The sequence below is a fragment of the Paenarthrobacter nitroguajacolicus genome (assembly GCF_007786235.1).
In the GTDB taxonomy this organism is placed as follows: Bacteria; Actinomycetota; Actinomycetes; order Actinomycetales; family Micrococcaceae; genus Arthrobacter; species Arthrobacter nitroguajacolicus_A.
In genome coordinates this window covers 31,809-44,347 of sequence record NZ_VNFK01000022.1, presented here as the reverse complement: position 1 = coordinate 44,347, position 12,539 = coordinate 31,809, and the positions used below count along the sequence as shown (strand labels likewise).

General features: G+C 63.8%; 13 protein-coding genes. 4 read left to right on the top strand and 9 right to left on the bottom strand.

Annotated features, from left to right (window positions below; translation table 11 throughout):
• Positions 1-34: 34 nt before the first annotated feature.
• The 9 genes from FQP90_RS20745 to FQP90_RS20705 all read right to left on the bottom strand — a co-directional run bounded on the left by FQP90_RS20745 (position 35) and on the right by FQP90_RS20705 (position 9,203).
• Complete coding sequence (locus FQP90_RS20745) at positions 35-535, bottom strand: sensor histidine kinase (protein ID WP_144652954.1); 501 nt, start codon at positions 533-535, stop codon at positions 35-37.
• Between the two features lie 200 nt (positions 536-735).
• On the bottom strand, positions 736-1,449 hold the full coding sequence (locus FQP90_RS20740) for an aspartate/glutamate racemase family protein (protein ID WP_144652953.1): 714 nt from the start codon (positions 1,447-1,449) through the stop codon (positions 736-738).
• Positions 1,439-2,878 carry an MFS transporter gene (locus FQP90_RS20735; RefSeq protein WP_144652952.1) on the bottom strand — a complete coding sequence of 480 codons (1,440 nt, stop codon included), beginning with the start codon at positions 2,876-2,878 and terminating at the stop codon, positions 1,439-1,441. The genes FQP90_RS20740 and FQP90_RS20735 overlap by 11 nt, the downstream gene beginning before the upstream one ends.
• Positions 2,879-3,353: 475 nt before the next feature.
• On the bottom strand, positions 3,354-4,925 hold the full coding sequence (locus FQP90_RS20730; protein WP_144652951.1) for a carbohydrate-binding domain-containing protein: 1,572 nt from the start codon (positions 4,923-4,925) through the stop codon (positions 3,354-3,356).
• Between the two features lie 9 nt (positions 4,926-4,934).
• The gene (locus FQP90_RS20725) at positions 4,935-5,738 is read right to left on the bottom strand and encodes a polyphosphate polymerase domain-containing protein (RefSeq protein WP_244296900.1); all 804 of its coding nucleotides are present in this window, start codon (positions 5,736-5,738) and stop codon (positions 4,935-4,937) included.
• A complete protein-coding gene (locus FQP90_RS20720) occupies positions 5,735-6,418 on the bottom strand; it encodes a DUF4956 domain-containing protein (RefSeq protein ID WP_144652950.1) in 684 nt (227 codons plus the stop codon). The genes FQP90_RS20725 and FQP90_RS20720 overlap by 4 nt, the downstream gene beginning before the upstream one ends.
• Positions 6,418-7,557, bottom strand: a complete 1,140-nt coding sequence (locus tag FQP90_RS20715; RefSeq protein ID WP_144652949.1) for a bifunctional glycosyltransferase family 2/GtrA family protein — start codon at positions 7,555-7,557, stop codon at positions 6,418-6,420. The genes FQP90_RS20720 and FQP90_RS20715 overlap by 1 nt, the downstream gene beginning before the upstream one ends.
• Complete coding sequence (locus FQP90_RS20710; protein WP_144652948.1) at positions 7,554-8,534, bottom strand: phosphodiester glycosidase family protein; 981 nt, start codon at positions 8,532-8,534, stop codon at positions 7,554-7,556. The genes FQP90_RS20715 and FQP90_RS20710 overlap by 4 nt, the downstream gene beginning before the upstream one ends.
• An 81-nt stretch (positions 8,535-8,615) precedes the next feature.
• Entirely contained in the window at positions 8,616-9,203 is a 588-nt protein-coding gene (locus tag FQP90_RS20705) for a DinB family protein (protein ID WP_167510531.1), read from the bottom strand.
• A 112-nt stretch (positions 9,204-9,315) separates the two neighbouring features.
• Between FQP90_RS20705 and FQP90_RS20700 the strand changes: the two genes are divergently transcribed.
• From FQP90_RS20700 to FQP90_RS20685, 4 genes are read left to right on the top strand one after another with little or no spacing between them, the layout of a single operon-like run.
• Entirely contained in the window at positions 9,316-9,522 is a 207-nt protein-coding gene (locus FQP90_RS20700) for a ribbon-helix-helix protein, CopG family (RefSeq protein WP_244296898.1), read from the top strand.
• The gene (locus FQP90_RS20695) at positions 9,519-9,887 is read left to right on the top strand and encodes a type II toxin-antitoxin system death-on-curing family toxin (RefSeq protein ID WP_144652946.1); all 369 of its coding nucleotides are present in this window, start codon (positions 9,519-9,521) and stop codon (positions 9,885-9,887) included. Before FQP90_RS20700 ends, FQP90_RS20695 begins: the two co-directional genes overlap by 4 nt.
• 58 nt (positions 9,888-9,945) lie before the next feature.
• Positions 9,946-10,134 carry a hypothetical protein gene (locus FQP90_RS20690; RefSeq protein WP_144652945.1) on the top strand — a complete coding sequence of 63 codons (189 nt, stop codon included), beginning with the start codon at positions 9,946-9,948 and terminating at the stop codon, positions 10,132-10,134.
• A 10-nt stretch (positions 10,135-10,144) separates the two neighbouring features.
• A complete protein-coding gene (locus FQP90_RS20685; protein WP_144652944.1) occupies positions 10,145-12,517 on the top strand; it encodes a polysaccharide lyase 8 family protein in 2,373 nt (790 codons plus the stop codon).
• Positions 12,518-12,539: the final 22 nt, after the last annotated feature.

Below are 12,539 nucleotides of genomic sequence, written 5' to 3'. Positions count from 1 at the left end.
GGGTTGGGAGCCCGATTATGGTCCCAAATAGGACTCAATCCAGCGGCAGCGTGACCCTCACACTGGTGCCCCGCCCAACTTCTGAGTCGATGTCCACTGTCCCGCCGGCGTCGTGCACTGCGATGGACATCATCAGCAGTCCGAAGCCGTGCCGGCGTCCACTGGGGGCGGCATGGATTTCGAATCCGTTGCCATCATCCGTGATGGTGAGCTGGATGCCGTGGTAGACGGCGTTGAGCCGGACGGTGAGTTCGCTGGCCTCGGCATAATTGAGGGTGTTGCTGAAGGCTTCCTGCGCCACGTGATAGAGCAGTGCGGCGGCCGATGACGAGATCTCGATGCCGTGGTGCGGAGTGTGCCAGTGCACGGTCACGCCTGCCCGTCGCAACGGGGCTGCCAGCCTGTCGATGCATCCGGCGACGCCCAGCGCGTAGAAATCCACGGGGTGCTGATCCTGGATGATGCCCTTCACTGACACCACCTCGCTTAATGCTGCTGACTGGTCCATCTGGTCCCCCACATCGTTGTGTTCCATACCGGAAATTCGTTGCCGAAACCCCGAGGTATTGGTGTTCCGACTGCTTCCAGCGTGGCGCCGCAACATCAAGGAACCTTTTCGATTTGCTCAAGTTCGCATCAAGTTTGCGGGTGAGGCTTGCGGCATGGACGCGCCTCGTGCAGTGACGCCCGACGGCGGCCCTTGCGGACCGCCGTCGGGTTGTGACTGGCGTGTGGTCAGCTGTCCTTCGCCAGCAAGGTGAGCAACAGCCGGCAGGCGCTGGGCACCGGTTGGATGATGGCGACGGAGGTGGACTCGGCAAGTCGCCGGGCGGTGGCACTGAGCGGGCCACCGGCGATGATCACCGCGTCCGCACCATCCTTCTCCGATGCCGCAGACACAGCATGGGCCAGTTCCCGGTACTGCCTTTCGGGATCGGCCGCCAGGACCAGGGGCTCGGACTCCGTCAAGCGAACACCGGCAAAGGACTCTTGGAACCCGTGGGCTGCCACCAGTTTGCCCAGTGCCTCCACCAGCAACGGTGTGCTCGTTGCCATGGCGAAACGGCGAAGGTGCCCGTCGGGGTGGTGGGCGGCGGCATCGAGGGAACCCTGCCCGATCCCGACCACGGGAATCTCCAGCTCCCGGTCCAGTTGCTCACGCCCGGGATCGCCGATTGCCGCCACAATCACGGCGGCGACCCTGCCGCCGTCGGGTCCTGAAAGGTAGCCGTGGGCTGCTTCCCTGACGTGTTCCGCGGACTCGGCCAGACTCTCCGGGTCCACGATCATGGAGGGGCCGGCGGCTGCGGTGATTCCAGTGACCCGGAGGCCGTGTGACGCGAGAGTCTCCGCGGCGAGGTCCACCATCATGGCGGTGGTGTTGCTGTTGGTGTTCGGATTGATCAGCAGGACTGTTTTGTCCCTCGGTGCGTGACTGTCAGTGCCCATAGATGGCAGCCTCCTCGTCCTCGTTCGCTTCGGCGTCTTCTTCCAAGGGCTTGCCGAAGGTTTCCGGCGGGAACTGGACCACGACGGCCAGGACAATGAACAACACTGCCAGTGTGGTGAACATCCCCGGCAGTCCGGCCGAATCGAAGACAGCCCCTGAAATGAGCGGGAACAAGCCGCCGGAAAGGGAACCCGCGGCCAGGATGATGGACGTTCCGAACCCGCGGGTGCGGGTGGGGTAGAGCTCCGGAGCGAACAGCCAAATAGTGGTGTTCAGGATGATCACGGAGAAGTTGAAGAGCACCCCGAAGATCACAATGAGCACGATGTCGCTGGCCAGGAAAGCCATGGACAGGCCGGACAGGCAGCCCAGGATCGCAGCCGATGTCAGGACCTTTTTCCGAGGCAGCCGGCTGGCGAGGTATGCGGCAGTGCAGGCGCCCAGCAAGGAACCTGATTGCATGATCAGCGTGAACCACAGGCTGGTGTTCACGGCGTAACCCCGGGACACCAGGATGGTTGGCATGAGCGTCAGCATGGAGATCTGGGCGGCGTAGGACATGCAGACGGCGATGCACAGCAGGACCGTGCGCTTGAGGAGCTTGCCGTGGAGTGCGTCCTTCCAATGGCCGGACGTCTTCACCACCACGGGGTCGGGGACTGCGGTGATATAGGTTTCGGGATCGGTGACGGGGCCGGAGAGCTTGTTGCGTGCCAGCCGGGTGATGACCAGGTTCGCTTCGTCGATCTTTCCTTGCGAGGCCAGGAAGCGGGGCGTTTCCGGAACGTAGCGACGGAAGAACATCACCAGCAGTGCGGGGATGAACAGAAGGCCGAACACCCAGCGCCACTTGTCCGGGCCGTCGAAGAGGGTGAAGACGAGGATGCCGAAGGCCGGTGCCAGCATGTTGCCCAAGCCGGCAGCGGTGACGTTGATCAGGCCAACCGCCGTGCCACGGTGTTTGGCAGCGAAGAACTCCGCCATCATGATCACGGCTACCGCGATTTCGCCGCCCAATCCGAAGCCGACGATGAAGCGTCCCACCGCCAGGATGGGATAGTTGGGGGCCACCGCGCAGAGCAACGAGCCTCCGGCGAAGATGATGAGGTTGATGACCAGCATGTGGCGCCGGCCGTATTTGTCGACGATCAGGCCCGTCGCCAGCCGTCCGAGTGCGGTTGCCGTAAACGTCATTGTGTTCAGCAAGCCGATTTCGGTGGCGCCCAATCCCCAGGACTGGCGAAGGATGGGGCCGGTGATGCCTACGGCATTTTGTTCAAGGGCGTCGAAGAAGACACCCAGCAGGATCATGAAGACGATCTGGCGGTGCGCGCCGGTCACCCCGATTCGCTGATACGCGCCTTCGATTTGTTGTGCCAGGGATCCGGTCCGCGGTGTTGCAGCCTCCTGGGCATGGTCTTTTTCCACAGTGCGCTCCTTACTGAGCTCTGAAGGGGTTCCGTCATACGGAATGCGAATATCGCATGAGGGAATGTGATGGAGATTACACTTTGGGATACCAGAAGGCCATAGCTGCCGTGTAAACAGAATGTGACCGGATCCTCAGCGGTGGCTTTGATGTGGTGGACTATTGACCCCCATTGGATGACCCGCACAGCAAATTCATCCAAAAAGGGTTGATTTAAGGCCCTTCAGTGGTCGAAAGAGAGCAGTAAGGCTCACTCTGGACGCTACTCAGGCTCACCAAGGGGCGGTCCTGATCCGAGGGCCGATCGCAGCGTAGTATGCCATCGCGAACCAGCGGCCCGAACCAGTGGCCCGAACCAGTGCGTCCCGTTTCTGCTGGATCATTCGCTTGTTTCCCTCTGAAGATCCCCGGATTACGGGGGACAGCGTCGGGGCGATGACGAATGATCCAGCAGAATTGCACCTGCCTCGAAGCTCAGCGGCGGCCGGGACCTTGCGCCTGGGTGTACTGGCCCGCGGTCACGGTGCCCTGTTCCTCTGCGCCGTCGATGGAGCCCGTGGTCACTCCGGCTTTCGCCTCGGAGCTGCCGCCCGTGTACACCGTGTACGTGGCACCGTCGGTGATCGCGGAAGAGGAGAACACCAGGGATGCGATGGTCTTGGTGGTCACGAACGTCGCCACCACGGCTCCCGACGAGTCCACAATGTGCACGGGAGTACCTGCGGCAACGGAAGAATCGAAGGTCAACTGAACGCCGGACTGCGTGGACGACGTTCCCGGGGTAACGGCCATTCCGGCGCTTCCCGCAGCAGCCACGGTGCCGCCGGTGACCGTCAGTTCACCGTTCACATCCAGTGCTCCGTTGCCATCGTTGGTGGGCCCGTTGACCACCACCGTTCCACCGGAGATAGTGGCATTTCCGTTGGAGTCCAAGCCATCGCCCTGCGCATCGATGGTGAGAGTTCCGTCCGACACCTCAACGGTGTAGTCGCCAACGGTCTCGCCGCCGCCCATACCTGCTCCGCCCATGCCGCCGCCCATGCCAGCGCCGGTGTCAGTACTGGTCGACGAACCTCCGGATGCGTTCACGCCGTCGTCGTTGGAAGTGACCGCCACGTCACCGCCGGAGATCACGATGTGCTGCGCTTCCAGCCCCTCTTCGGACTCGGCCACGGTGACCGTTCCGCCGGTGACGGTCAGCGTGTTGAACGCTTTGACGCCGTCGTCGCCGGCGTTGACAGTGAGGGCGCCGCCGCTGACCATGAGCCAGCCTCGGCCCTCGTCCGTTTCATTGTCGGCCTTCACACCGTCACCGCCAGCGGTCACCTGGTAGGCGCCGTCCAGGAGCACCGTGTAGTCCTTGCCGCGGATGCCGTCGTCCACTGCATCCACCGTGACCTTGCCCGATGCCAGCACCAGGCCGTCCTTGGAAACGATGCCGTCGTTGAACTTCCCGTTGACGGCAAGGGAGCCCGTGCCAGCGATGGTCAGGTCGGCCATGGAATAGAGGGCTGAGTTGGGTGCGTCCTCACCTTGGTCCGAGTACGCGGTGGCGTCGGTCAGCGTGTTGGTGCTGCCATCCTCCAGGTACACGATCGCTTCGTCGGCGCCCTGCACCACGAACGGCGAGCCAGTGGAGTTGCCCAGTTCCACCCCATCCAGGACGATGCGCACGGTGTCCGAATCTCCGGCGGCTACCACGATTTGGCCGTCGCTGAGCGAACCGCTGAGACGGTAGGTGCCGGCCGCGCTGATGGTGACGGTGTTTCCGTCAACCGCCACACCTGTGGAGGACGACGACGTCACTCTACTGCCGCCGTCGGACAGGCTGATTGCCACTTCAGCAGCGGTGTCCCAGCTGAGGTCGTCGCTGTCGTAGTGGGTGTCGTCCTCGATGGTGGCGGTCGTGACGGCTTGCTGCGTAGTTGTGGTGGACGTGCCCGTGGCGCCCGTTGACGTAGAGCTGGTGGCAGCGGTGGAGCAGCCGGCCAAGGAGATAGCCAGGGCGACGGCGGAAACGGACAGGGCTGTGCGGAAGGAGCGCATGGTGATTCCTTAGCTTTGGGGGAGTTGGTTGACGGGGCGCAGGGGCATGCGGCGCCGAAGTGTTTGGTTCCAGCGGTTGGCCGGCAGTTCGGGATGGAGTGCGGCCATGCCGGTGGCGAACTTGGAGATGCGGCACGGCCGGACGCCGTTGGCCCAGAGGTGCCGGTCCAGTGGGCCGGGAGCGGAGCCGGATTTGGTCTCCACCACCACCGCGTCATCAAGGACCCAGGGCTGGCCGTCCGGGCGTTGCCAGGTGACTTCCGAATCGATGGTGGCCCGGCTTCCCGATTCGGGAAGGTACAGGGTGGTGCGGTCGTAGCGCGTGGACAGGACGGGCTCCAGCGGACCGAACGGCACTTCGCCGATCGCTGCGCAGAGGGTCTCATTGACGTAGGCCAGCCCTTCCTCCGTCAGCCGGTCGCGGTCGCACAGTTCATACGGAACGCGTTCCTTGACGGTGGCTTCGCGGGCGCCTTCGGTCTTGACCTCCAGGAAGCTCACTGCGCTGTCCACGTAGGTTCGTGTGCGGATCTTGAAGCGTCGGCGGCGGCCATGGGCTGCCAGCATGTAGCTGTCCAAGTCGGGGGTATCGAAGTACACGGAGTCGTACGCGAAGGTGCGCGTGCCGTCCATGTCCAGGACGCGTGCCTCCGTGCTGAAAGTGGAGAGGACCCGCCGGGCCGTTGCCGAGGGAACCAGGTACTTGCGGTCAACCCGGGTCAGCAACGCGGCTTCGGTGGTGAGTTCTTCAAGCCCGACGGCGGGGAGCTGGCTCAGTTGCGGCATGATCGGTGGGGCGTCGGCGCGGTTCATGCGACACCGGCCGAGGTGGGCACGGACTGCTGCGGTGCCGGCTGGGACGGCAGTTCCTGTGGTGCCGGGGAGAGCGCGCCGGCCGGCTGGTTGAAGCCAAGCTGTGAGTGCCGTGGCTGTGACGGGTCCCGGTGGAAGGGCCGGACCGCATACCGGACATCCACGATCGTCTTGTCGTTGACCATATCCAGTTCCTGGATGGTGGCCGAGTGGACGGTACCGTTGAGGACTTCCTCAAGGCGGGCGTAGAGCTCGGGTTCGTTGTTGATGGCACGGTCCAGCACCACGGTCTGGTGACGGTAGGCCGGGAGGACCCTGGGATTGTCGCCCACGAACATCACCAACAGCACCAGGGCCATGAGGGACAAGGTCAGCCAGAGCGGTTCCACGCCGATGCCTGCGATGAGGCCGAGCGCCAGCGCCGAGAAGTAGTAGGCCACCTCGTGCTGGGCGAGTTCCGTGGACCGGAGCCGGATAATGGAGAGAACGCCGAACAGGCCCAGTCCCAATCCCACGCCCGCAGCCGAACCAGACAACGCCGTGGCCACCGCCAGGACTCCCACGTTCATGCCGAGGTAGGAAACCACCAGGTCGCGACGCCGGTGCCGGCGGAGGTAGAGGGCAAGGGTCAGGACGGTGATGGCGGCCAGGTCTGCCGCTATGAGGATGATGGTGTTCATCAGTTGCTCCGGAATCTCTCGGGGGATTGGTCTCCACTTTTCCCGGTCGGGCTGTGCTGAAACTGTGCCGGGACCAAGGCTGGGATATGTGTTTCAGGGGCCTGCGGTGCCGCGGCACGGGCCTTGCGGACGAACAGGAATCGCTGCTGCACGGCATAGCTGATACCCAGCAACGTCACCTCGGTGACCACCTTGGCTACCACGTCCGGAACAGCGGCGGACGTCAGTGCCCACATCGCGCCGTAGTTGGCCGACAAGAGCACCATCACCAGCGCCACATAGCCCGTGGCAGCGGAGCGCAATGACGTGTCCTTGCCATGTTCAAAGACCAGCCGGCGGTTGACCATGAAGTTCACTGAGGCGCTGACCACGCGGGCGCCCACCACCGCCAAGAGCAGCGAATCCGTGAAGGCGCTGAGGAGCAGGAACAGGACCGTGTCCACCATGAAGGCTGTTAATGACGAGCCCAGGAACTTCAGCAGCGGTGCATAGATCCGGACGGAATCGGCCACGGGACGGAAGTGTGATCCCGAGTTGTGGTCCAGGTAGACCGTGGCGATCTCCACGGTAGCGATGCCGTAGCCGGCTTGCTTCGCTTCGAGCAGCAGGTTCAACTCGTACTCGTAGCGTTGGCCCCGGACAGTCAGCAACCACGGAAGCATCTCCGCCGGGTAGCCTCGCAAACCCGTCTGGGTGTCCGTGACCCGTTGCCCGGTCGCCAGCCTGAACAGCGCACGCGTCACCGTATTGCCGAATTTGCTCCGGGCCGGGACGTTTCCCGTGAAGTTCCTGCACCCCAGCACCATGGCCGCGGTGACTCCACGGACCCGGTCGGCGACGGCCAGGATGTCCGCCACGCCGTGCTGCCCGTCGCTGTCGGCGCACACTACGTCATGGGCCGGGAACCGCTCGGTGATGAAGGCAAAGCCGCTCTTGAGGGCGTGGCCCTTGCCGCCGTTCACGGCGTAACTGAGCACATGGCACCCAAAGCGGGTGGCGGCGTCGAACGTGTCCTGGTACTCCGGGCCGGAACCGTCGTCCACCACCACGATGGTGACCCACGGGTCGGCTTCCCGGAGGGTGCGGACAAGGGTTATGAGCTGGTGGTCCGGCTCGTAAGCCGGTATCAGGATGATCATGACTGGGCGATGTAGAGGATGTCCGAGGTGCCGCGCTCTTTGTTGTCGCCGAGCGGATTGTTCACCAGGGACCCGTCGAAGTACATGGTGGAAGAACCGCCGCCATCGATGTTGTAGGCGGTGGTGGCGCCGAGGTCCTTCATGATCTGGGCCAGGTCCGTCATGGTGACGCCGGCGCTGTAGCCGGGGCTGCGGCCATCCACCACCACGAACACCAGATGGTTCCGGTCGATGACGCCCACGGCCGTGCGGGGCTGTTCGCCCTGGATGGAGTGGTTGCCGAAGTTCGTATCAACCTCAACGTCCTCGATGCCCGACGCGATCTCGCCGCTGTCCAGCAATGAAGGCCCGAACGAGAGCGTATTCCACACACCGTCGGCGACCAGCTGGTCAGCAGTGGTGGTGGTTTCGTCGTAGACCTTGACGCTGCCGTCCTTGTAAAAGGCCAGGCCCTGCCGGGCGCCCTCGTCCCGGTACACCACACCGTTGCGGATCACGATGCCCGTGTCACGGAATCCGTAGTAGTCGCCGTTGATGGCGAAGATCGCGTTGTGGTCCTCGGCGATGGCGGAGGTGGTCTCCGTGATGTTCTCGCCGTACGTGTCCTCCGCGAACGCCGACTTCAGCGTGGTGGCGTCATCAAGCACGACGTCGGCAACGTAGTAGGTGACGGTGTCGTCGCCGCTGCCGGTTGTCACTGTGGAGACTGTGATGCCGGTATCGCCCGAGGTGTACGAGGTATCGGTGAGGACGGCACTGGCCGACGTGTCAGCGGAAGTCTCATCCGACGTCGTGGTTGTTTCGGCCTGGCTGGCCTCGTATTCCGAGACGTTGGTGATTTCTGCGTGCGGTATGACGAAGCGGTCCAAGGCCCAAGCGGCGGCACCACCGGCAGAGAGAGTGACCGCCAGAACGGCGGAGATCACGGCGCGCCGGGTCCGGCCGCCCTTACGGTGTTCAGTCTGTGGAGGAGTCATGCCTCATTTCTACGGAGCGAGGCTACGCCGGAGGTTTGCTCCACTTATGCGGGGGCTGTGAAGGTAGGGGCGACGGAAGGTTCAGTAGTGGCGGCGGTCGGTCTCCCGGGCTGCCTCTTCGATGCGATACCGGTGGGCTGCCCATTCTTCGGAGTTGCGGGCCGGAATGTTGGGATCGCCTGGTCGCTGCCCAGCCGTTCCGTCAATGAGTTCGCGGATGATGTCTGCGTGGCCTGCGTGCCGGGCTGTCTCGACGCACATGTGCACCAGGATCTGGTGGAGCGTCACGTTCTTCTTCTCCTCGGACCACCACGGCACTACGCCCGGTGCATCTAACGGGAGGGACTCGATGGTCTCATCGCTGTGCTTGGCGGAGAAGTGGTGCAGCTCCAGGATTTGCTCACGCGTCTCGGTTACCGGCACCCACATATCCGAATCCGGCTCCGCGTCCTCGGCCAGCCATGGCAGGTCGCGCCCGCTTGGCCGCCCAAAAGTCACGCCGAAGTAGTCCAGTTCCACGCTGGCAACGTGCTTCACAAGGCCCAGCAGGTTGGTTCCCGTGGGGGTCAAGGGCCGGCGCGAATCATACTCGCCAAGGCCGTCCAGTTTTCCGAGCAGGTCCGCCCTGCGGAGCCGCAAATAACCGAGCAACATAGCTTTGTCATCCATGGTGAGCACTCTACCGAAGCGGTCCTGCAACGACTTCGCCGCGAACCCGGGGCAGTCCGCGACAGTCGGGACGAAGCTCTTTTCATCAGTACCATTCTGGTACCATCGATGCATGGCCATGAACCTGCGCGTACCTGAAGACCTCGATCGACGGCTGGAGAAGTTGGCCGCAGAGGAACACACATCCAAGTCCGCGCTCCTGCTACAGGGGGCAGAGCTGGTTCTGCAGCGCCATGCGCGCCGACGCGAAATCAGCGAGGGCCTTGAGTTCGTCATGAGTCATGATGCTGAGCTCCTGACGCGCCTTGAAGACGCGTGACAGCATACCTGGACATCGAGGATGCCCTTCAAGTCGTTGATCGGTACGGCTTCCATATCCGCGATGTCGGCCTGCTCGCCTCGGCTTTGGCCAGGCCGGCTACAACCGTCTTGGGCGCAGATGCCTATCCCGATCTTGCACTGAAGGCGGCTGCGCTGTTGGAGTCCGTCGCCCGGTTCCAACCACTCATTGATGGCAACAAGCGAACCGCATGGACACTCATGGTGCTGCTGCTTTGGGTCAACGGATATCAGCATGACTTCACCACAGATAAGGGCTTCAAGCTTGTCGTCGGTGTCGCCAGCGGCACCATCGAACTGCGGGATTCTGCCGCCGAAATCTCCCAACACCTGGTGCCACGTTAGTCGTACCGGGAATCAGCCGCCCGTACAGTCTCCCAAGCGACGCTCCCTAGGCAAAGCAGTGCAGAAAGCCCAACTGTTCGCCGCAGCCGGGGCCCGGGAGGTCGCGACGGCGGTCTCGCACGTTTCCGGCGACGTGGACGTGATCAGGTACTGCTTTATTCCTCTCTTCGGCATCGCGTTGACTTCAACCCAAGCCAGTGGCGGACCCGGCGAAGGACGTCGGACCCCGTCCCGCCACGAGTGTTAGGAGCAACTCCTTGTCACTTCAATTCCCCCGCAGGACCCTGCTCCAGGGTGCCGGCGCACTATCCCTGGCGGCAGTGGTCAGTTCGATGTTCGCTCAGAACGCCTGGGCCGAGGCAGAACCGGGCGCAGCGGAGTTCGCAGCGCTGCGAAACCGTTGGGTGGACCAGATCACGGGCCGCAACGTCATTCAGGCCGGCGACCCCGATTTCGCCAAAGCCATCACCGCACTGAACAACAAAGCCGTAGACTCTCTGGCCAAGCTCAACACGTCGTCGGGCCGAACCTCGGTGTTCACGGACCTGTCCTTGGCCAAGGACGCAGAAATGGTCACCACCTACACCCGCCTGTCCCAACTGGCCACGGCCTGGGCCACCCCCACAGCGGCCGTGTTCGGGGACGCCGCGGTCCTTGCCGCCATCAAGGCCGGCCTGGCCGATGCCAATTCCCTTTGCTACAACGACAGGAAGGAAGAGGTAGGAAACTGGTGGTCCTGGGAGATCGGCGTACCCCGGGCGCTCGCTGACGCCATGGTGCTCCTGCACGCGGAATTGTCCGCAGCGGAGCGCACTGCCTACTGCGCGGCCATCGACCATTTTGTGCCCGACCCGTGGCTGCAGTTCCCGCCCAAGCGCGGCAAGATCACCTCCGTTGGCGCCAACCGCGTGGACCTGTGCCAGGGCATCATCGTCCGTTCCCTGGCCGGTGAAGACCCGGCCAAACTCAACCATGCAGTGGCCGGGCTCAGCCAGGTGTGGCAGTACGTGACCAGTGGGGACGGAATCTTCCGCGATGGCTCGTTCATCCAACACAGCACTACCCCGTACACGGGCTCCTACGGAGTTGTCCTGCTCACCGGACTGTCCAAATTGTTCTCCCTGCTTGGGGGCACGGCGTTCGAAGTCTCAGACCCAACCCGCAGCATCTTCTTCGACGCCGTGGAGGGCTCGTTTGCGCCCGTCATGATCAACGGCGCCATGGCCGATGCCGTCCGCGGCAGGAGCATCAGCCGCGAGGCCAACACCGGCTATGACCTGGGGGCGTCGGCGATCGAGGCCATCCTGCTCCTGGCGCGGGCCATGGATCCGGCGACGGCGGCCCGATGGCGGGGTTTGTGCGCGGGCTGGATTGCGCGCAATACCTATCGACCGATCCTCAACAGTGCGAGCGTGCCCAGGACGGCACTGGTCAAGGAGCTCCAAGCTACTGGTGTTGCCCCCGTGGCAGAAGCGACCGGCCACAAGCTTTTCCCTGCGATGGACCGCACCATGCACCGCGGACCCGGCTGGGCATTGTCGCTCTCCATGTCCAGCAACCGCATTGCCTGGTACGAATGCGGCAACGGCGAGAACAACCGCGGGTATCACACCGGCTCCGGCATGACCTACTTCTACACGTCCGACCTCGGCCAGTACGACGACGCGTTCTGGGCCACGGTCAACTACAACCGCTTGCCCGGCATCACGGTGGACACCACTCCCTTGCCGGACAAGGTGGAGGGGGAGTGGGGCGCTGCCGTTCCCGCGAATGAGTGGAGCGGGGCCACCGCGCTGGGTGAGGTGGCCGCCGTCGGACAGCATCTGGTGGGGCCGGGCCGCACGGGCCTGACCGCCCGGAAGTCCTGGTTTGTCAGCGGCGACGTCACCGTTTGCCTCGGCGCGGACATCAGCACTGCTTCGGGCGCCAAGGTGGAAACCATCGTCGACCACCGCAACCTCCACCAAGGCAGCAATACACTCACGACGGCGGCGGGCACCATCGCTGGAACGGCAGGCACCGTTGAGGTGCTGGGCGATGGGCGCTGGGTTCACCTGGAGGGATTCGGCGGGTACGCGATGCTCGATGATTCCCCGCTCCACGTGTTGCGGGAAACCCGGTCAGGCAGCTGGTCCGGGGTCAACATCAATGGCAGCGCCACAGTGCAGCAGCGCAATTTCGCTACCCTCTACGTGGACCACGGGGCCGGGCCTGTCAACGGCAGTTATGCGTACATGGTGGCGCCGGGAGCATCGGTGGACCTGACCCGGAAGCTGTTGCAGGGAAACAAGTACAGCGTGATCCGCAACGATGCTACGGCACAGTCCGTGGAGTTCAAGACCGCGAAGACCACGGCCGCAACGTTCTGGAAGCCCGGAATGGCGGGGGATCTTGGCGCATCGGGTCCTGCCTGCGTGGTGTTCTCCAGGCATGGGAATGAGCTGAGCCTGGCCGTCAGTGAGCCGACGCAGAAGGCTGCCGGCCTCACGCTGACCTTGCCGGAGGGAACGTGGTCCAGCGTCCTGGAAGGTGCCGGCACCCTGGGGACGGACGCCGACGGGCGGAGCACCCTGACGATCGATACCGCCGGGCTTAGCGGCCAGACAAAGCTCATCAAGCTCCGCCGCTAGAGCCTCGTTGTGGGGCCCGCTC

Excerpts from the sequence above, each read along its gene's own strand:
- FQP90_RS20700 (WP_244296898.1), top strand. The coding sequence starts at position 9,316 with ATGGCCATGAACCTGCGCGTACCTGAAGACCTCGATCGACGGCTGGAG.
- FQP90_RS20740 (WP_144652953.1), bottom strand. The coding sequence starts at position 1,449 with ATGGGCACTGACAGTCACGCACCGAGGGACAAAACAGTCCTGCTGATC.
- FQP90_RS20730 (WP_144652951.1), bottom strand. The coding sequence starts at position 4,925 with ATGCGCTCCTTCCGCACAGCCCTGTCCGTTTCCGCCGTCGCCCTGGCT.
- FQP90_RS20715 (WP_144652949.1), bottom strand. The coding sequence starts at position 7,557 with ATGATCATCCTGATACCGGCTTACGAGCCGGACCACCAGCTCATAACC.
- FQP90_RS20705 (WP_167510531.1), bottom strand. The coding sequence starts at position 9,203 with ATGGATGACAAAGCTATGTTGCTCGGTTATTTGCGGCTCCGCAGGGCG.
- FQP90_RS20725 (WP_244296900.1), bottom strand. The coding sequence starts at position 5,738 with ATGAACCGCGCCGACGCCCCACCGATCATGCCGCAACTGAGCCAGCTC.
- FQP90_RS20720 (WP_144652950.1), bottom strand. The coding sequence starts at position 6,418 with ATGAACACCATCATCCTCATAGCGGCAGACCTGGCCGCCATCACCGTC.
- FQP90_RS20710 (WP_144652948.1), bottom strand. The coding sequence starts at position 8,534 with ATGACTCCTCCACAGACTGAACACCGTAAGGGCGGCCGGACCCGGCGC.
- FQP90_RS20745 (WP_144652954.1), bottom strand. The coding sequence starts at position 535 with ATGGAACACAACGATGTGGGGGACCAGATGGACCAGTCAGCAGCATTA.